This is a genomic window from Streptomyces nidicola, assembly GCF_050106155.1.
Lineage (GTDB): Bacteria > Actinomycetota > Actinomycetes > Streptomycetales > Streptomycetaceae > Streptomyces.
Map to the genome: position 1 here is coordinate 6689348 of NZ_JBNBPI010000001.1, position 18684 is coordinate 6708031.

At 67.0% G+C, this 18684-nt stretch carries 14 protein-coding genes and 1 tRNA gene; 5 read left to right on the top strand and 10 right to left on the bottom strand.

Annotation, left to right across the window (positions count from 1 at the left end):
• Nucleotides 1-778 precede the first annotated feature (778 nt).
• Together ACOKM3_RS30175 and ACOKM3_RS30180 are read left to right on the top strand one after the other, a co-directional pair.
• The gene (locus ACOKM3_RS30175; RefSeq protein ID WP_426904163.1) at nucleotides 779-2236 is read left to right on the top strand and encodes a pyridoxal phosphate-dependent decarboxylase family protein; all 1458 of its coding nucleotides are present in this window, start codon (nucleotides 779-781) and stop codon (nucleotides 2234-2236) included.
• Nucleotides 2233-3675: a lysine N(6)-hydroxylase/L-ornithine N(5)-oxygenase family protein gene (locus tag ACOKM3_RS30180; protein ID WP_426904164.1), complete on the top strand. Its 1443-nt coding sequence runs from the start codon at nucleotides 2233-2235 to the stop codon at nucleotides 3673-3675. The genes ACOKM3_RS30175 and ACOKM3_RS30180 overlap by 4 nt, the downstream gene beginning before the upstream one ends.
• A gap of 18 nt (nucleotides 3676-3693) precedes the next feature.
• Here ACOKM3_RS30180 and ACOKM3_RS30185 read toward each other — a convergent pair whose 3' ends face one another.
• Nucleotides 3694-5493, bottom strand: coding sequence for a bifunctional metallophosphatase/5'-nucleotidase (locus tag ACOKM3_RS30185; RefSeq protein ID WP_426904165.1), 1800 nt, complete (start codon nucleotides 5491-5493; stop codon nucleotides 3694-3696).
• 113 nt (nucleotides 5494-5606) lie between these two features.
• On the opposite strand from ACOKM3_RS30185, the gene ACOKM3_RS30190 reads away from it, so the two are divergent.
• Both ACOKM3_RS30190 and pyk read left to right on the top strand, forming a co-directional pair.
• A complete protein-coding gene (locus tag ACOKM3_RS30190; RefSeq protein ID WP_426904166.1) occupies nucleotides 5607-6302 on the top strand; it encodes an SIMPL domain-containing protein in 696 nt (231 codons plus the stop codon).
• A 133-nt stretch (nucleotides 6303-6435) separates the two neighbouring features.
• On the top strand, nucleotides 6436-7872 hold the full coding sequence (pyk, locus tag ACOKM3_RS30195; RefSeq protein ID WP_426904167.1) for a pyruvate kinase: 1437 nt from the start codon (nucleotides 6436-6438) through the stop codon (nucleotides 7870-7872).
• Nucleotides 7873-8012: 140 nt separating this feature from the next.
• Here pyk and ACOKM3_RS30200 read toward each other — a convergent pair whose 3' ends face one another.
• From ACOKM3_RS30200 to ACOKM3_RS30210, 3 genes are all read right to left on the bottom strand, one after another.
• Nucleotides 8013-9974 (bottom strand): alkyl/aryl-sulfatase, encoded by a 1962-nt coding sequence (locus ACOKM3_RS30200; RefSeq protein ID WP_426904168.1) that lies wholly within the window; start codon nucleotides 9972-9974, stop codon nucleotides 8013-8015.
• Between the two features lie 136 nt (nucleotides 9975-10110).
• Nucleotides 10111-10893, bottom strand: coding sequence for a transcriptional regulator (locus ACOKM3_RS30205; protein WP_426904169.1), 783 nt, complete (start codon nucleotides 10891-10893; stop codon nucleotides 10111-10113).
• 106 nt (nucleotides 10894-10999) lie between these two features.
• Nucleotides 11000-11074: transfer RNA gene (locus ACOKM3_RS30210), tRNA-Leu, on the bottom strand.
• 106 nt (nucleotides 11075-11180) lie between these two features.
• Here ACOKM3_RS30210 and ACOKM3_RS30215 point away from each other — a divergent pair.
• The gene (locus ACOKM3_RS30215; protein ID WP_266720737.1) at nucleotides 11181-11837 is read left to right on the top strand and encodes an ANTAR domain-containing response regulator; all 657 of its coding nucleotides are present in this window, start codon (nucleotides 11181-11183) and stop codon (nucleotides 11835-11837) included.
• A 92-nt stretch (nucleotides 11838-11929) separates the two neighbouring features.
• Here the strand turns inward: ACOKM3_RS30215 and ACOKM3_RS30220 are convergent, their stop codons facing one another.
• The 6 genes from ACOKM3_RS30220 to ACOKM3_RS30245 form a co-directional block, all read right to left on the bottom strand.
• Nucleotides 11930-12646 (bottom strand): ABC transporter ATP-binding protein, encoded by a 717-nt coding sequence (locus ACOKM3_RS30220; protein ID WP_426904170.1) that lies wholly within the window; start codon nucleotides 12644-12646, stop codon nucleotides 11930-11932.
• Complete coding sequence (locus ACOKM3_RS30225) at nucleotides 12643-13497, bottom strand: ABC transporter ATP-binding protein (RefSeq protein ID WP_426906938.1); 855 nt, start codon at nucleotides 13495-13497, stop codon at nucleotides 12643-12645. Before ACOKM3_RS30225 ends, ACOKM3_RS30220 begins: the two co-directional genes overlap by 4 nt.
• A 5-nt stretch (nucleotides 13498-13502) precedes the next feature.
• On the bottom strand, nucleotides 13503-15296 hold the full coding sequence (locus ACOKM3_RS30230) for a branched-chain amino acid ABC transporter permease (RefSeq protein ID WP_426904171.1): 1794 nt from the start codon (nucleotides 15294-15296) through the stop codon (nucleotides 13503-13505).
• Nucleotides 15297-15301: 5 nt separating this feature from the next.
• Complete coding sequence (locus ACOKM3_RS30235; RefSeq protein WP_426904172.1) at nucleotides 15302-16231, bottom strand: branched-chain amino acid ABC transporter permease; 930 nt, start codon at nucleotides 16229-16231, stop codon at nucleotides 15302-15304.
• A gap of 117 nt (nucleotides 16232-16348) precedes the next feature.
• Nucleotides 16349-17593, bottom strand: coding sequence for a branched-chain amino acid ABC transporter substrate-binding protein (locus ACOKM3_RS30240; protein WP_426904173.1), 1245 nt, complete (start codon nucleotides 17591-17593; stop codon nucleotides 16349-16351).
• A gap of 336 nt (nucleotides 17594-17929) precedes the next feature.
• Nucleotides 17930-18544 carry a hypothetical protein gene (locus ACOKM3_RS30245; RefSeq protein WP_426904174.1) on the bottom strand — a complete coding sequence of 205 codons (615 nt, stop codon included), beginning with the start codon at nucleotides 18542-18544 and terminating at the stop codon, nucleotides 17930-17932.
• Nucleotides 18545-18684 lie beyond the last annotated feature (140 nt).

Here is an 18684-nt window from a genome sequence, read left to right on the forward strand (position 1 = left end):
TCGGCCCCGAGTCAATGAGCACGCGGCACCGTGCGCCGCCTTGCCCACCCTGCCGCCCCAGGCGGCAGCCTGCCCAAGGCGGTGGCGGGACGCCGTTGGTGGTTACGGGTGGGGGAGTTGTGGCCGGTGTCGGACGGCCAAGGCGGTGGTGGGATGCCGTTCGTCGTTACGGGTGGGGAGCCGTGCGAGGCGGCGTGGCGGTCGACCGCCGTGGCCGGGGTGCCGTTCGCGGTGGCGGATCGCCAAGGCGGCATGGCCGTCGTCAGCCATGGGTGAGGGGACCGTGGCAGCTGCCGACCGCCCGCGAAACGGGTGACGTTCGACGCCGGGGGCCTGGGGACCGCTCGTCCGAGGTGGAGGTGCGCCCGCGTGCGGGCAGCGCGGAGGCCGACCTGATCAAGCCCGTCCGGCGATTGAGGACCAGCCCGCAGGGCTACGGGGCCTGGCGCGCAGCCCCAGGGACAACCCCCGCGCGGACCACGGGGGCCGGGGCCCGGACGCGAACCGGAGATGAGCGGGAAACAGGCCACACGGCACACGCCCCAAGACAGGCAGACGACCCCAGCCCCGCGCGGCGGATCCACCCCTGCCGACCCCCGCCGACCCCGCCCGACGCAAGCCACCCCTCCGATCCACCCCCGGACGGGCGTAGCACAGGCACCCCCGGCCCCACGCCCACCCATACCCCTTTCGGGTCAGCTTCGTAGGTACGGCGGACGCATCAGCAGGCAAAAGGCAAGCTGATGCATCACGTACGCCAACCACGCAAAGGACCCGTATGCGCAGCACGCCGCCCCTCGCCGGAGGTACCCAAGGCCCCGACGCCCTGCGGCCGTTGCTCACCACCGTCCTCGACGCCCTCCACAAGGGCGCCGCCCACCGCGGCGGCCCCCTCCCGGCCGGCGGACCCGAGGCCGTCACGGCACAACTCCACCACGACGTAGGAGAGTTGCTGCCCACCCACGGCACCGGCCCCGAAGAGGCGCTGCGCACCCTCGTCACCGCCCTCGCCGAAGGCGCCGCCGACCCCGCCGACCCGTTGTGCGCCGCCCACCTGCACTGCCCGCCGCTGGCCGTCGCCACCGCCGCCGACCTCGCCGCGAGCGCCCTCAACCCCTCCATGGACTCCTGGGACCAGGCCCCCGCAGCCTCCGCCCTCGAAGCCCTCGTCACCGCCACCCTCGCCCACGAGGTCTACGGCGCAGGCACCCCCGCCTCACACGAGCAGCCCGCCGACACCCACGCCGCACGCGGGCAAGCCGCACCCACCCTCGCCCACCCCACCCCCGACGCCCTCGTCACCACCGGCGGTACCGAGGCCAATCAGCTCGCCGTCCTCCTCGCCCGCGAGGCCGCCCCGCCCGGTGAACCCGTGCACCTCCTCGTAGGGGCCAACGCCCACCACAGCCTCGCCCGCGCCGCCTGGCTCCTCGGGCTGCCCGAACCGGTCACCGTGCCCGCCCCCGCCGGCACCCTCGACCCCGCCGCCCTCGACGAGGCGCTCACCGCGCTCCCGGGGCCCAAACTCGTCGCCGCCACCGCCGGCACCACCGACGCGGGCCTCATCGACCCGCTCCCAGAAATCGCCGACATCTGCCAGCGGCACGGCGCCCGCCTCCACATCGACGCCGCCTACGGCGCAGGCGCCCTCTTCAGCCCCCGCGAAGCCCCCAAGCTGAACGGCCTCGCCCGCGCCCACACCGTCGCCCTCGACCTCCACAAACTCGGCTGGCAACCCGTCGCCGCCGGCATCCTCGCCGTACGTGACACCGCGGAGACCGCCGCCCTCGGTCACCAGGCCGACTACCTCAACGCCGACGACGACACCGAAGCCGGACTCCCCGACCTCCTCGGCCGCTCCCTGCGCACCACCCGCCGCCCCGACGTCCTCAAAACGGCCGTCACCTTCAAAGCCCTCGGCCGCACCGGCCTCGCCGCCCTCGTCGACGACGTCACCGCACTCGCCCACCACCTCGCCCAACTCATCGACGCGCACCCGCACTTCGAGCTCTACGACACCCCCACCCTCACCACCGTCCTGTTCCGGCCCACCGGCGCCACCGACGAAACCATCGCCGCGATCCGCCGGGCCCTGCTCACCGAAGGCCGCGCCGTCCTCGGCCGCGCCCGCATGGACGGAAAGCTCCACCTCAAAGCCACCCTGCTCAACCCGCACGCCACCCCCGAAGACCTCACCGCCCTCCTGGACCTGGTGGAAGGACACACCCCCCGATGACACCCCCGTCCGTCGCGCCCACCCCCCACCCCCAGACGCCGCCCACCGAAGCACCCCGCGACCTCGTCGGCATCGGCATCGGCCCCTTCAACCTCTCCCTCGCGGCCCTCGCCCACCCCCTCACCGAACTCGACACCGCCTTCTACGAACAACGCCCCGACTTCCACTGGCACCCCGGCCTCCTCATCGAAGGCGCCACCCTCCAAGTCCCCTTCCTCGCCGACCTGGTGACCCTCGCCGACCCCACCAGCCACTGGAGCTTCCTCAACTACCTCAAGACCCGCGAGCGCCTCTTCCCCTTCTACTTCGCCGAGCGCTTCCACATCCAGCGCGCCGAATACGACGCCTACTGCCGCTGGGTCAGCGAGAACCTCCCCGGACTCCACTTCTCCCACCAGGTCGACGCCGTCCGCTGGAACACCGAACGCGCCCTGTTCGAAGTCGACTTCACCCAACTCGACGCCGAAGGCGAAGCCGAAGCCCTCGGCCGCACCTACACCAAAAACGTCGCCATCGGCGTCGGCACCGCCCCCTACGTACCCGAACCCCTCAGGCCCCTCGAAGAATCACCCACCGTGCCCGTAGTCCACTCCGCCGACTACCTCACCCACCGCGACCGCCTGCTCGCAGCCGAACACATCACCGTCATCGGCAGCGGACAGTCCGGCGCCGAAATCTTCCTCGACCTCCTCAGGTCACGCCCCGCCGGCCGCGAGAAGATCCACTGGCTCGCCCGCACCGACGCGTTCGCACCCATGGAGTACAGCAAACTCGGCCTCGAACACTTCACCCCCGACTACAGCCACTACTTCCACCACCTGCCCGAGGCAGAACGCGACCGCCTCGTGCCCGCCCAGTGGCAGCTCCACAAAGGCATCGACGCCGACACCATCGCCGCCATCCACGAAGAGCTCTACCAGCGCACCCTGAACGGCGGCTGGCCCGACGCCACCCTCACCCCCGGCGTCAGCATCCGCACCGCAGGACGCGTCGCCAACACCAAAGTCGAACTCCACCTCGAACACCGCCAACAAGGCAGCCGCTCCCGCCTCACCACCGACGCCGTCGTCCTCGCCACCGGCTACAAGGAACGCCCCCTCAGCGGCATGCTCACCGGCCTCGACCCCTACCTGCGCCGCGACCACTCCGAACGCCCCCGCATCGACGACCACTTCCGCCTCGTCCTCGACGACCGCGTCCAAGGCTCCGTCTACGTCCAGAACGCCGAACGCCACACACACGGCGTCGGCGCCCCCGACCTCGGACTCGCCGCCTGGCGCAGCGCCACCATCCTCAACTCACTGACCGGCAAGGACCCCTACCCGCAACCCCGGCGCACCGCCTTCACCACCTTCGGCCTCACCGGACACGAAAACCGCGCCCCCCTGCCCGGACAGCAGACAGGAGAGCGCGGCACCATGGTCAAACTCCAGGACTGACCGACCGACGGCCACGGCTCACTGCGCGAACACCGGCGTCCCGTCCCGCGTCAACTTCCAATCCACCGAAGCGAAGTCCGCCGTGTCGAGGACGCCCTTCGCCGTCACCCACTCCGCGATCCGCGTCCGGATCTCCGTCGACTCCGACCACAGCTCCTTCGCCGACGCCACATGCGGGAACGCGCCACCACCGTTCGCCCGATAGTTGTTCACCGCGAACACGAACTGCGCGGCATCATCCAGATCCTTGCCGTCGTGCTTCAGATTCTTGATACGTGAACCCGCCGCCTGCGCGATGTCGATGTCGTACGTCAACCCCGACACATAGTCGTAGTTGTAGTCCGGCCGATTGCCCGCGTTCGTCAGCTTGTCCACATCCACCCCCGAGCCCGCCGCCGTCCGCACGAAGTACTCCGCCGAATACTCCAGGTACGCCCGCACCTGCGCACCCGTCAGCAACTTCGCCACCAGCGTGTTGTCATACACATACAGGCTCGACAGATCCCGGATGGTGACGTCCCCCGCCGGAATCTCCGACGTACGAGAGAACGGCGACGCCTGCGACAGCACAGGCAGCTTCGCGTACTCCGTCGACGCCAGCGCCTTCGTCACCACATCCGCCTGCACCTTGTTGATCAAATCGATGATCGGCGCATCCTTGTACCGGGCATCAACCGTCGTCAGCGCCTGCTTCGCCGTCCCCACCACCTGATTGACGTACGCCACCACCGTCTCGTGCTGCTCCTTGAGCAGCTTCGAGATCTCCGGATCGTCCGCCACCGCATTCGTGTTCCGCAGCGACGCCTTCACCGACTCGACGGTCCAACGACCCTTCTCCCAGACCAAGTCGAAGTCGAATAGCGCCAACCGCTCTGCGTAGCAAAGCGGTTCGGAGAGGACGACCGTCTTGCCCGTCTTCTCGTTCGTCACCAGCTGCTGCTCGATCTCGACGTGCGCGTGCCCCACAAGAATCGCGTCGACCCCCGGCACCTGCTTCGCGACATTCGCCGCCGCGTTCTCCACATACGGCACCTGATCCCCGTACGAGGACTGCCCCGACGCCCCCGAATGCGCCGACACGATCACCACATCCGCGCCCATCGACCGCAGCCTCGGCACCCACTTCGCCGCCTGCTCCTCAAGCCCCGGGAACTTCAACACGCCCTGCACGTACGCCTTGTCCCAGATCGCGATCCCCGGATTCGTCAGCCCCAGGACCGCCACCTTCACGTCCCTGCCGTGCGGGGTACGCAGCCGCTTCATGAAGTAGGGCGGGAACGCCGGCTTCTCCGTCTTCGCATCCACCGCGTTCGCGCCCAACAGCGGGAACTCGCACTGCGACTCGAACTTCCGCAGCGTCTCGATGCCGTAGTTGAACTCATGATTGCCGAGCGCCACCGCGTCGTACCCGATCGCGTTCATCGCCCGCGCCATCGGATGCACCGGACCACCGGCCGCCGTGATCGGATCGACCTTCGCGTAGTAGTACGTCAACGGGGTGCCCTGAATCGTGTCCCCGGCGTCGATGAGCAGGGTGTTCCCCCGCCCCTTCTTCGCACGCACCTCGTCCACCAGCGTCGAAACCCGCGCCAGGCCCTGCGCATTGCCCGCCGCATCCGAGTAGTCGGCGTTCTTGAAGTAGTCCCAGTTGAAGACGTGACCGTGCAGATCCGTCGTCCCCATCACCGTGAACGCGTACCGCTTCCGCTTCTTCGGCTTTGCCGCGGCGGAGGCAGGCGCGGCGACGGCACCGGCCAGGGCCACCCCGGCACCCGTACCGGCCGACTTTGCGAGAAAGGATCTACGGTCCAACGACATCGGAGTCTCCTCGTCTACGTGTACGCCATGATGACGCGCGTAGATTCTTGCTCACCAACCCCAACTCGCAACAGCCTCACAAGGTTTCGTTTCGGTGATGACAAAGTGGGCGCATGACCAACGACCACCCCACCGCCACCCCCGAAGCCCCCCAGATCGCCGTCCGCGGAGAAGCCCACATCGAAGCCGAACCCGAACTCGCCCGCATCGGCATCACCGTCGCCGCCCGCGGCACCGACCGCCGCACCGCCCTCGAAGACCTCACCCACCGCAACACCCACGTACTCGACCTCATCAAGGGATACGGAGACGCCATCGACAAAACCGCCACCGGCGCCCTCTCCATCACCCCCGAACTCACCAAACGCGGCCGCGGCGAACGCATCCGCACCTACCACGGCCGCGTCCACATCACCGCCGACCTCACCGACTTCACCGCACTCGGCGAACTCACCACCCGCCTCGCCGACCTCGACCTCACCAGCGTCGAAGGCCCCTGGTGGTCCCTGCGCCCCACCTCACCCGTCCACGCCCAAGCAAGGCAACAAGCCGTCCGCGAAGCCGTCCAACGCGCCCGCGAATACGCCGAAGCCCTCGACACCACCCTCGCCGCACTCATCGACATCGCCGACATCGGCGCCGACGACCCCACCATGACCGACCGCGCCATGCCCCGCGGCATGATGCGCACCGCCGCCTACGCCGGCGCCGAGCCCGAACCCGCCCCCGCACTCGACCTCGAACCCCAACGCCAACGCGTACGCGCCCAGGTCAACGCCCGCTTTACGATGCACCCACCGACACTCTGAGGCCCTCCGATTCGCTCATCAGAGCGCACCGTCGCCCATATTCAAGCCTTGTCAATAGCCCTTCACCCAAAGGTTGTTGAGTAGTCATGACCGACCAAATCTCTACCCGTCGGTAAGGTTTAGGCTCGAAAGCATGCGCCGAGCAAAGATCGTCTGCACCCTGGGCCCCGCCACCGACTCGTACGAGCAGATCAAAGCACTCGTCGAAGCCGGAATGGACGTAGCCCGCTTCAACCTCAGCCACGGCACCTACGCCGAACACGAGGAGCGCTACCAGCGCGTGCGAAAGGCCTCCGACGAGACCGGCCGCAGCGTCGGAATCCTCGCCGACCTTCAAGGCCCGAAGATCCGACTCGGCCGATTCAGCGAAGGACCCGTACTACTCGAACGCGGCGACGAGTTCACCATCACCGTCGAAAGCGGCATCCAAGGAGACCGCCAAACCTGCGGCACCACCTACGACGGCCTCGCCCAAGACGTCACCACCGGCGAACGCATCCTCGTCGACGACGGCAAAGTCACCCTCGAAGTCACCGCGGTCGACGGACCCCGCGTCCGCACCCGCGTCATCGAAGGCGGCATGGTCTCCGACCACAAGGGCCTCAACCTCCCCGGAGTCGCCGTCTCCGTCCCCGCCCTCTCCGACAAGGACGAAGCCGACCTCCGCTGGGCCCTGCGCACCGGAGCCGACATCATCGCGCTCTCCTTCGTCCGCAGCGGCCGCGACATCGAAGACGTCCACCGCATCATGACCGAAGAAGGCCGCCACCTCCCCGTCATCGCCAAGGTGGAAAAACCCCAAGCCGTCGACAACATCGACGACATCGTCGCCGCATTCGACGGCATCATGGTCGCCCGCGGCGACCTCGGCGTCGAAATGCCCCTCGAACAAGTCCCGATCGTCCAAAAGCGCGCCATCAAACTCGCCAAGCGCAACGCCAAACCCGTCATCGTCGCGACCCAAATGCTCGACTCGATGATCGACAACTCCCGCCCCACACGCGCAGAAGCGAGCGACGTCGCCAACGCCGTCATCGACGGCACCGACGCCGTCATGCTTTCCGGTGAAACCAGCGTCGGAAAATACGCGATCGAAACCGTCAAGGTCATGGGCCGCATCGTCACCGCAGCCGAAGAAGACATCCTCGCCAAGGGCCTCCCGCCCCTCACCGAACGCAACAAACCCCGCACCCAAGGCGGAGCAGTCGCCCGCGCCGCAGCCGAAATGGGCGACTTCCTCGGCGCGAAATTCCTCGTCGCCTTCACCCAATCCGGCGACACCGTCCGCCGCCTCTCCCGCTACCGCTCCCCGATCCCACTGCTCGCCTTCACCCCGGACACGGCGACGCGCTCACAGCTCAACCTCACATGGGGCGTAGAGACCTTCCTCGGCCCGCACGTCGACTCCACCGACGCCATGGTCGCCCAGGTCGACGAACAACTCCTGAAGATCGGCCGCTGCAAAAAGGGCGACATCGTCGTCATCACGGCCGGCTCCCCTCCCGGCGTCCCCGGCTCCACGAACCTCGTCCGCATCCACCACATCGGCGAGGACGATAGCCCCAAGTAGCAGTTAGCTGTACGTAGTTGGGGCCGCAGACCCGTTGGTAAAGGGTGCGGCCCCTACGCACGTTCCTGGGCATGAACCCCGTACATGCCCAGGACGACTATGGGGGCCACGACTACGGGATCACGACTACGGGATCACGACTACGGGGTCACGATCGCGAAACCCGGATCCGGCTTCTCGACCACGCCCAGCAACTTCTGCAGCAGCGACGCATCACCCGACACCTCGATGTCCCCAAGTCCCTTCCCGCCCAACAAGGCGAGCAGCTGCGGCTTGGTCATGGACAGCGTCACACCCGCACCGCTGTCGGCCTTGTCATCGCTCTTGTACGTCAACACGCCGTTCTGCAACGTCAGGTGATAGACGACGTCCAGCGCCGGGAAACTCCAGTCCATCTTCAACTTCAGATCCCACGCCTTGGGCCCATTGATCCGAATCGCGACCGAATCGATCAGCTGGTCGATGCTCAGCGCCATCATCATCGTCGGACTCACCGACGTCGAGCTGCCCGTCTTGACCCCGTCCGTCAGCTCCATCGCACCCGTGAGATAGAAATTCCGCCACACCGCGTTCTCGGTCGCGTACCCCAACTTCGTGTAGATCGCGGCCAGTTCGGACTTGGCGGCCTTGTGATCCGGATCCGCGAACACGACGTGATTCAGCAACGTAGCGGCGAACCGCAGGTCGCCGTCCTTCGCGAACCCCTTCGCCTTGGCGACCGTCGCCGTCCGCCCACCCAGGGCCTTCACGTACCGCTTCGCCTCATCGACCGGCGTGTGCTCCCAGAGGTGAGCCGGATTCGCATCGAACCAACCCATGTACCGCTGATAGATCCCCTTCACGTTGTGACTCAGCGAACCGTAGTAACCGCGGTTCGCCCACACGTCGAGGGCCGGCGGCAGCTTGATCTCCTCGGCGATCTCCCTACCGGTCATCCCGATATTGATCATCCGAAGCGTCTGATCATGCATGTACGCATACAAGTCCCGCTGCTGCGTGAGGAGTTCGGAGATCTCCTCGCCACCCCACGTCGGCCAGTGATGCGACGCGAACGCCACATCCACCCGATCCGCGAACAGGTCGATCGATTCGTTGAGGTAATGCGCCCACTCACGGGCATCCCGCACCTGCGCACCACGCAGCGTGATGATGTTGTGCATCGTGTGCGTCGCGTTCTCCGCCATGCACACCGCACGCAGATCAGGGAAGACAAAGTTCATCTCGGCCGGCGCCTCGGTCCCCGGCGTCATCTGAAACTCGACCCGCACCCCGTCGAACGTCTCGACCTGCCCGGTCCTGGTGACGCTCTTCGTCGGCGGGATGAGCCCGACCGTCCCCAGCGACACGTTCTGCCCGAGACCACAACCGATCTGCCCCTGCGCCGACTTGGGCAGCCGCGCGCCATACATGTACGAGGAACGGCGCGTCATCGCCGTACCCGCGTACACGTTCTCCGAGACGGCGTGCTCCAGGAACCCCTCGGGCGCGACGACCGGTACGTCGCCGGCCCCGTCCGGCAGGATCCCGTACGCGCCACCGAAGTGATCGACGTGCGGGTGCGTGTAGATCAGCGCCGTGACCTTCTTGTCCGCGGCGTCACGGTGCTCCCGGTACAGCTTCAGCGCGGCGGCGGCCGTCTCGGCGGAGATCAGCGGATCGATGACGATGAGGCCGGTATCGCCCTCGACGATCGTCATGTTCGACAGATCGAGACCGCGCACCTGGTAGATCCGGTCGGTGACCTTGTACAGCCCCTGCTTGCTGACGAGCTGCGACTGCCGCCACAAGCTCTTGCTGGCGGTTGCGGGGGCGTCTTTCTTGAGGAAGTCGTACCCGTCGGCGTCCCAGACGACCTTGCCGTCCGCGTTCTTGATCACGCCTGGCGTGAGCGCCGCGATGAAGCCCTTGTCGGCGTTGGTGAAGTCGGTGTCGTCGTCGTAGTTCAAGTCGCCCTCGTCCGTCGCGCTGATGCTGTCCCCTGAGGTGGCATGGCCGCCGCCGGGTCTGTGTGCGGCAAACGCGGACTCCGGGCTCACGGCAACGGCAGCCGCGGCGGCACCTGCCGCGGCCGCGACGAAGCGGCGCCGGTTGATCGGGCTCATGCGTACCTCTTCGGACGGGTGGTGGGTGTGAACCCGAACGTCCGTCGAGGCGGGTGGGGCGGTCAAGGGTTCCTGGGGGAATTGGGGCAGGTCCCAGGGGGTGGGCGGGGCGGGTGTGACGGGTCCTATTGCGGGGTCAGTACTTGGGACCTACGTGGGCGTCCATCAGGGCGACGGCTCCTTTGCGGGCGACCGAGATGGTGACTGCGGCTCGGCTCTGGTTGAGCGTTTTCCACTCGACACCGAGGCGGTCCAGGGTGTCCGTGTAGAGCTGGATGATGTCGATGGACGTGTTGGTGAAGAAGTACCGCGGGTACTCGTAGCGCTTGCGCTCACCGCTGATGATCCGGGTCGTCCAGTTCGTGATCCGACATCCGTCGGAGTGGACGAGGCCCCGGATGAATTCCCACGGGTGGGCATCGACGATCTCCTGTTGCCAAGGGGCGAGGGTGATCGTGCGCTCATGCTTCTTGCCGGGGCCGTGCTGGGGGAAGAGGCAGGGCCAGTGCCTGCTGTAGCCCACGACTGAGACGTACCCGACGGCCTGTACGCGGGCGGACTTGCCGCTCGGATTGATGGCTTGCATGGCGGCGGCGCATCCGTCGATGAGGCCGGGATAGACGTTGGCGCAGGCGATCCGCAGGAAGTAGCCGTAGCGCATCCCCGGACTGATGCAGCCATCGCCGAGGTAGAGGCCCAGGAGATAGCTGTATGCCGCTGCATCGGTGGGGAGCCCAGGTGCCGGTCTGCATCGGACGCAGGGCGTCGCCTGGGGCTGCATCCGCGGCAGCGGCTCGATGCGTGTCTGCCAAGCACGGATCGCGGCGCGCGAGACGCCGGTCTCCTTGCTCACCGAGTTCAGACTGCGCCCCTGCGCGACCAGCGCCAGCGCCCGCTTACGTGTACCCATGTCGTACATGTGGTCACTGTGTGTGGCGGCGTGCCGCGACACACAGCAAAAAGCGGATGTTCACGAGAACGTGAACATCCGCTTCGGGTTGGCAACCTTCGAATCGAAGGAAAAGTGCCCCGGGTCGGACTCGAACCGACACTGTATGGGTTTTGAATCCATTGCCTGCTGCCAATTGGGCTACCGGGGCCCGCAGGATCGAAGGTTAACCTCGACCCGCTGCGCGACCACCATATCGCAGCTAGGTAGGCTCTTGTAAGCAGCACCCCCGCCCTGCATAACCAAGGAGCGCCCCCGTGACCGCCCCCGAGACGCCCGAGCCCGTAGACGCAGTCGACGACGACAAGTCGCACGTCCCGCCGCTGACGACCCGCGTCGTCATCGCCGAGGACGAGGCCCTCATCCGCCTCGACCTCAAAGAGATGCTCGAGGAAGAGGGCTACTCCGTCGTGGGCGAGGCCGGCGACGGCGAGCAGGCCGTCGAGCTGGCCCGTGAGCACAAGCCCGACCTGGTGATCCTCGACGTGAAGATGCCGAAGATGGACGGCATCAGTGCGGCGGAGAAGATCGCCGGTGAGTCGATTGCCCCTGTTCTGATGCTGACCGCGTTCTCGCAGCGCGATCTGGTGGAGCGTGCGCGCGACGCCGGTGCGATGGCGTATCTGGTGAAGCCGTTCAGTAAGAGTGACGTCGTTCCGGCGATCGAGATGGCCGTGTCGCGCTTCACGGAGCTGAAGACGCTGGAGAACGAGGTCGCGGACCTTACGCAGCGTCTTGAGACGCGGAAGCTGGTGGACCGGGCGAAGTCGGTTCTGCAGACGGAGTACGGGCTGACCGAGCCCGCCGCGTTCCGTTGGATTCAGAAGACGTCGATGGATCGCCGGTTGTCGATGCAGCAGGTGGCCGAGGCGGTCATTCAGGATGCCGAGGAGAAGAAGGCGTCGAAGGGCTGACGTCGTCCGTTACGTGTGTGAGGCCCGCATCCCGGTTCAGGGGTGCGGGCCTCAGCCACATTCACGTAAAGCACGTACAGCACGTAAAGCCATCAGTCCTCGCCGAGGTAGGCCTTCCGTACGGATTCGTCGTGGAGGAGGTCTTCGCCGCTGCCGGAGAGGACGATGGAGCCGACTTCCATGACGTGGCCTTGGTCGGCGAGTGACAGTGCCGCTTGGGCGTTCTGTTCGACCAGCAGGATGGTCGTTCCTTGGGCCTTGAGTTCCGAGATCGTCGACATGATCTTCTGCATCATGATCGGCGACAGACCCATCGAAGGCTCGTCGAGCATCAGCAGCTTCGGTTGGGACATCAACGCCCGCCCCATGGCCAGCATTTGCTGCTCGCCGCCCGACAGCGTTCCCGCCGCCTGCTTCCTTCGCTCCCCGAGGATCGGGAACAGCTCGTACGCCCGCTGCATGTCCTTTTCGACGGCCGCCTGGTCGCGGCGGAGGAACGCGCCGAGTTGCAGGTTCTCCGCGATGGTGAGGCGGGGGAAGATGCGGCGGCCTTCGGGGGAGTGCGCCAGCCCCATCGCGACGATCTTGTGCGCGGGGACGGACGCCAGCGGTTCCCCGGCGAAGCTGATCTTGCCGCCCGAAGGTTTCAGCAGTCCGGAGAGGGTGCGCAGGGTGGTTGTCTTGCCGGCGCCGTTGGTGCCGATCAGGGTGACGACCTGGCCTTCTTCGACGCTGAAGGAGATGCCTTTGACGGCTTCGATCTTGCCGTAGGCGACCTTGAGGTCCTCGACCTCGAGCAGTGCGGTCACTGGTCGTTTCCTTCCCCGCCGGCCTGGGCTTCCGCGGCCTGGACTTCTTCGATCGCGGTGTCTTCGGGGGCGCCTTCGAAGGGGGTGCCGAGGTAGGCGGCGATGACGCGTTCGTCGCCCTGGACTTCTTCGCTGGTGCCTTCGACGAGTTTTTCGCCTTGGACGAGTACGGCGACGCGGTCGCAGAGGTTGAAGATGAAGCGCATGTCGTGCTCGATGACGAGGACGGCGATGCCCATGTCGCGGATGGCGACGACCAGCTCTTCGGTGGCGCGCGTCTCTTGGGGGTTCATGCCCGCTGTCGGCTCGTCGAGCAGTAGGAGTCCTGGCTCACTCGCCAGTGCCCTCGCGATTTCCAGCTTGCGCTGTTCTCCGTAGGGGAGGTTGCGGGCGAGGTGGTCGCGTTTGTGGGAGAGGCCGATGAAGTCGAGGAGTTCCATGGCGCGTTCTTCGCTGCCGCGTTCGGCTTTGCGGAAGCCGGGGCCGCGGAGGAGGGCCGACCACAGGCCTTCTTTGGTCCTCGTGTGGCGACCCACCAACACGTTCTCAAGGACGGTCATGTTGGCGAAGAGGCGGATGTTCTGGAAGGTGCGGGCGACGCCTGCCTGGGTGACGAGGTGGGGTTGGGGCGGCAGGGTGTTGCCTTGGTAGGAGACTTTGCCTTCGGTGGGGACGTAGAGGCCGGTGAGGCAGTTGAAGAAGGTGGTTTTTCCGGCGCCGTTGGGGCCGATGAGGCCGACGATTTCGCCTTGGTCGACGTTGAGGTCGACGTTTCGTACGGCGGTGAGGCCGCCGAAGCGCATGGTGACGCCGCTTGCCTGGAGCACCGTGTTGGTCGTCGCTGTGGTCATGGTGGTCACGCTCCGGCCTTGGTGGGTGCCGTACCGGCGCCGGTGAGGCCTGTTTGTTCGGGGACGTCGAGTTGGCCGGTGTCGTGGAATTCGAGTTGCCGGCGTTTGTCGGCGACGAGGCCTTCGGGGCGGAAGCGCATGAGGAGGATCAACGCGATGCCGAAGAGGAGGAGTTGGTAGTCGCCGATGAATTGGAGTTTCGCCGGGATGAGGTAGAGCAGGGCCGCGCCGATGAGGGGGCCGCTGACGGTTCCCATGCCGCCGAGGATGACTGCGGCGAGCAGGAATGCGGAGTTGGGTGGTGCGTTTTCCACGAATTTGTACTGGTCGGGGGTGACCGAGTACTGGACGTGGGCCTGGACGCTGCCGGCCATGCCTGCGAGGGAGGCGCCGAGGGCGAAGGCGAGGAGTTTGAGGCGGAAGGCGTTGATGCCCATGGCGCGGGCGGCTGTTTCGTCTTCGCGGATGGCGACCCAGGCGCGGCCGATGCGGCTGGCGCTGGCGCGGCGGAAGACGGTCACGACGATGATCGTGAAGAACAGCATCAACAGGTAGTAGTTGGCGAAGCGGCCGAGGTCGACGCCGAGGACGGTGTGGGTTTCGCCGAGGTCGAAGCCGAAGATTTTGAGGTCGGGGATGTTGGGGATGCCGTTGGGGCCGTTGGTGACGTCGGGTCCTGAGTCGCCGTCGAGGTTGTTCATGGTGATGCGGAAGATTTCGCCGAAGCCGAGGGTGACGATGGCGAGGTAGTCGCCGCGCAACCGAAGTGTTGGGGCTCCGATGGCGACGCCGAAGACCAGGGATGCGGCTGCGCCGGTGAGTACGGCTGCCCAGAAGGGGAAGTGGACGCCGATGGTGGAGTCGGGGCTGCCGGAGACGAGGGCTGCGGCGTAGGCGCCGACGCCGAGGAAGGCGACGTAGCCGAGGTCGAGGAGTCCTGCGAGGCCGACGACGACGTTGAGGCCGAGGGCGACGGTGGCGAAGACGAGGATGTTGGCGGCGACGTTGGTGTAGGTGTCGTTGGTCTGGGTGAAGGGGAAGGCTGCTGCGGCGACGAAGGCTGCGGTGAGGCTGATGTTGCGGTGTTTGTTGGTGAGTGCGGTGATGCGGGTGAGGAGGCCGGCTTTGGAGAGGCCTGCTGCGCCGAAGGCGACGATGATGAGGTAGCCGACGAAGAGTTCGCCGTATTCGGTGTCGATGCCGTACGTGAAGACGTAGAGGGCGAGGCCGAAGGCGATGGCGATGAGGAGGATTTCGGCCCAGGCGGGGAGCTTGATGGTGCTGGGGCGTGGGGCCGGGGCTTTGAGGGCGGCCCGGAAGCGGCGCCAGGGGTTGGTGGCTTCGGGGTCGGGGATGTCGGCGGGGAGGCCGAGGGCGAGGAGGGTGGTGGCGAGGGCTGCGATGCCCGCGATCCAGGCTCCGGGTTCGAGGTTGGCGGTGCCGCCGAGTTTCGCGGAGATGGCGCCCATGGTGTAGCCGGTGGTGCCGAGGGTGCCGAGGGCGAGGAGGAGGGTGGGGGCGGTGGTGCCGCCGGGGGTGAGCCATTGGAGGCCGCGGGTGCCGAGTCCTGCGAGGGCGAGGAGCAGGGTGAGGAGTGCGCCGACGAGGGTGAGGACTTGGAGTCCGCCGGGGTAGCCGGTGACGGTGAGGTCGCCGGGGAATTCGGTGGTCCAGGTCCAGGCGAGGAAGGTGCTGGCGAGGGTGAGGAGGGCGCCGGCTGTGGTGCCGTAGCGGGCGGCTTTTTCGGGGAGCGGGAGGGCGGCGGTCTTGGCGCCGGCCGTGGCTGTGGTTGTGGTCATGGTGGTCACGCCCTGTCCGAGACGCGTTCGCCGAGTAGGCCTTGGGGCCTCAGCAGGAGGACGAGGATGAGGAGGGCGAAGGCCCAGACGTCCTTCCAGGCTCCGCCGCCGAAGAGTTCCATGCCGGGGATGTCGCCGATGTAGGCGGTGGCGAGGGCTTCGGCGAGGCCGAGGGTGAGGCCGCCGATCATGGCGCCGTAGATGTTGCCGATGCCGCCGAGTACGGCTGCGGTGAAGGCTTTGAGGCCGGCGATGAAGCCCATTTTGAAGCCGACTTGGCCGTATTTGAGGCCGTAGGCCATGGCGGCGACGGCTGCGAAGGCGCCGCCGATGGCGAAGGCGGTGACGACGATGCGGTCGGTGTTGATGCCCATGAGCTTGGCGGTGTCGGGGTCTTGGGAGGTGGCTTGCATGGCGCGGCCTGTGCGGGTTTTGGCGACGAAGTAGGCGAGGCCTGCCATGCAGATGGGGGCGGCGATGATGAGGAAGAGGTCGCCGCGTTGGAGGGTGAAGGCGCCGAGGTCGATGGGGCCGCCCTCGAACTGGGGGAAGGTGCGGTCGGCCTTGGCGTCGGGGTAGAAGGCCCAGACGGCTTGTTGGAGGGCGATGGAGAGGCCGATGGCGGTGATGAGCGGTGCGAGGCGTGGGGCGTTTCTGAGGGGCCGGTAGGCGAAACGTTCCGCGCCGACGGCGATGAGGACGGAGCAGGCTATGCCCATCAGGAGCATGAGGGGCAGGGCGACGGTCAGGGATGTTCCGCCGGGGAGCCAGAGCCACATGGTGAGGGCGCCGAAGCCGCCGATCATGTAGATCTCGCCGTGGGCGAAGTTGATGAGCTGGATGATGCCGTAGACCATGGTGTAGCCGACGGCTATGAGGCCGTACAGGGCTCCGAGGATCAGGCCGTTGACCAGCTGTTGCGGCAGATCGTGCACCGCTGGGCCTCCGTGGGTGGTGGTGTCAAGTACGGGTGCGCGGGGGGCTGTTGGTGGGCCCCCCGCGCATGGTTCGGTGCTGGGGGAGTGTCCGGGGTGCCGGGCGCTCCCTGTTGGTTACTGCGCTTCCAGCTCGCCGGTCTTGACCGGGGTGTGCTTGCCGCCCTTGACCTGGTACACGGTGAGGGTGCGGTTGGTGGTGTCGCCGTACTGGTCGAAGGCGACGTTGCCGGTGACGCCGTTGAAGGAGACCTTCTGGGTGGCTTCGGTGATCTTCTTGCGGGCTTCCTTGGGGTCGCTGGGAAGCTTGCCGTCGTTGTCGGCCATGACCTGCTTGACGGCCTGGATGATGGTCCAGGCGGCGTCGTAGGAGAGGGCGCCGTAGGTCTCGTAGGGCTCGTCGTAGCCGGCGGCCTTGTAGTCGGCGATGAACTTCTTGGCGGTGTCGAGCTTCTCGGGCGGGGCGCCGACGGAGGTGGCGAAGTCGCCTTCGGCGTTCTTGCCGGCGAGCTTGACGTAGTCGGCGCTCTGCAGGGCGTCGCCGCCGACGACGGGGATCTTGGCTCCGGCGTCCTTGATCTGCTTGGACAGGGGTGCGCCGGCCGGGTATTCGCCGCCGTAGTAGACGAAGTCGGCCTTGGAGTTCTTGATCTTTGTGGCGATGGCGCCGAAGTCGCGGTCGTCGGGGTTGATGTGGTCGGTGGTGATGACCTTGCCGCCGAGCTTGGTGAATTCCTGGCGGAAGGTGCGGGCGAGGCCCGCTCCGTAGGTCTTCTTGTCGTCGACGGAGTAGACGGTCTTCAACTTGAGGGTGTTGTACGCGTATTGGGCGGCGTAGGGGCCCTGCAGCGCGTCGGTGGTCGCGGTGCGGAAGTATGTGTCGAACTGGCGCGCCTTCTTGGTCGCGTACTTGGCGCCCTGGGTGAGTTCGGGTGCGGTGTTCGCGGGGGAGACCTGGACCAGGTTGGCGGACGCGAAGGTCTTCTGCATCGACTGGGCGACGCTGGAGTTCAGCGGTCCTACGACGCCGAGGACGTCGTCCTCGCCGACGAGTTTGGTGGCGTTCTGTCCGCCGGTGGAGGGGTTGGCGACGTCGTCGAGCGGCTGGGTCTTGAAGGTGACGCCGTTGACTTCTTTGTTCTTGTTGGCGGTCTTCGCGGCCAGGTCGACGGAGTTCTTGATGCCGATGCCGATGGCCGAGAGGTCGCCGCTGAGCGGGGCGTCGACGCCGATGACCACGGTGGTGTTCTCTCCGCCGCTGGACTTCTTGTCGTCGTCGCGCGAACCGCAGGCGGTGAGCGTGAGTGCTCCGGTGGTGAGCACGGAAGTGAGTATGAGCAAAGAACGGTGTCGCACGATCATTCCTCTCCCTGGCGCGGTCCCCTGGTCCAGGGGCCGTGTGTCTCGCCGGGCCGTACGGAGTGGTACAGGGGCCGTGCAAGTGGTGCGCCCGGCGGCGCGGTGACTGGCCGTGACTATAAGCGCAGGTGGCGGGGTGGAGCGTGGGTGCGGAAGAGGCTGTGACGTTCTTGTTATGCCGGGCGTCCCGGCCGGGCGGCGCAGACCAAGATCACCTCAAGTCCCGTAGTGGAGCGGGGTGTTCTCAAGATCGACATGGTCGGGTGCGCCCCGTGCGCGACGACAGGGCTACGCGGTGCGACGTTCGCATTGCTTCGTTGCGGCAGAGGTAACCGAGTGTTACCGCTGTGTGAGTTCGGCGCGGGGTTCTTTGCAGCGGGCGCGCAGCAGGGTGAGCAGGTCGTGCGGGTAGCGCTCGACGAAGATGAAGCTGTGCAGTTCTCTGGCCCGCCGGTTGGTGAGTGTGAGGTCCAGGTAGGTCATGTCGAGGGCGCGGGGCAGGGCGGAGCAGTCGCGTACGTCGATCCGTACGGTGAGGGTGGCCGGGGAGCGCGGGGTGGCTTCGATGGGTGGGCGTGGTGTGGAGGTGAGCGTCAATCGAGGGTCTCCCGCCCTTATGTGACGGATCGTCACGGTTCCGCCGTGGTCGATGTGCACGGTGAACCGGAAGGTGTCGCCGCGTGATCCTTCGTACGTCAGGTGGGTGACCTGGGCGGGCCAGGGGTCGGGTGGCGCCGGGGCGGGCCGCTCGGGGCGGGGGAGCAGGAGGGTGCCCGCGACGGCGGCCGCGGTGACGAGTCCGGCGAGGACGAGGCGGCGCCTGCGTGGGGGTAGTGCGTTCCAACGGTCGTACGGGCGTGGGGAGTCGGCGCCGACGATGTCGGTGGGGTGCGGCGCGCGGGGGTGGCTGTCGGCCGCCGGTTTGTGCGGCTCGACGGGCCCGATGCCGGTCATGCTCGACGGTAGGGCGGAGGGGGTGGGTCCGCCAATGGTGGGGCGGGGCCCGGGAGTTGGGCCGCCTCGGTCGATGTCGGTACAGAGAATGCGAGTTGGGGACGCCCACTGGCCGGACGGGGCGTGGCGCGATGGAATAC

What these genes read in the sequence shown, in the direction of transcription:
- ACOKM3_RS30230 (WP_426904171.1), bottom strand. Translation starts at nt 15,296, where the DNA reads ATGACCACAACCACAGCCACGGCCGGCGCCAAGACCGCCGCCCTCCCG.
- ACOKM3_RS30175 (WP_426904163.1), top strand. Translation starts at nt 779, where the DNA reads ATGCGCAGCACGCCGCCCCTCGCCGGAGGTACCCAAGGCCCCGACGCC.
- ACOKM3_RS30190 (WP_426904166.1), top strand. Translation starts at nt 5,607, where the DNA reads ATGACCAACGACCACCCCACCGCCACCCCCGAAGCCCCCCAGATCGCC.
- ACOKM3_RS30205 (WP_426904169.1), bottom strand. Translation starts at nt 10,893, where the DNA reads ATGTACGACATGGGTACACGTAAGCGGGCGCTGGCGCTGGTCGCGCAG.
- pyk (WP_426904167.1), top strand. Translation starts at nt 6,436, where the DNA reads ATGCGCCGAGCAAAGATCGTCTGCACCCTGGGCCCCGCCACCGACTCG.
- ACOKM3_RS30200 (WP_426904168.1), bottom strand. Translation starts at nt 9,974, where the DNA reads ATGAGCCCGATCAACCGGCGCCGCTTCGTCGCGGCCGCGGCAGGTGCC.
- ACOKM3_RS30225 (WP_426906938.1), bottom strand. Translation starts at nt 13,497, where the DNA reads ATGACCACAGCGACGACCAACACGGTGCTCCAGGCAAGCGGCGTCACC.
- ACOKM3_RS30245 (WP_426904174.1), bottom strand. Translation starts at nt 18,544, where the DNA reads ATGACCGGCATCGGGCCCGTCGAGCCGCACAAACCGGCGGCCGACAGC.
- ACOKM3_RS30185 (WP_426904165.1), bottom strand. Translation starts at nt 5,493, where the DNA reads ATGTCGTTGGACCGTAGATCCTTTCTCGCAAAGTCGGCCGGTACGGGT.
- ACOKM3_RS30180 (WP_426904164.1), top strand. Translation starts at nt 2,233, where the DNA reads ATGACACCCCCGTCCGTCGCGCCCACCCCCCACCCCCAGACGCCGCCC.
- ACOKM3_RS30240 (WP_426904173.1), bottom strand. Translation starts at nt 17,593, where the DNA reads ATGATCGTGCGACACCGTTCTTTGCTCATACTCACTTCCGTGCTCACC.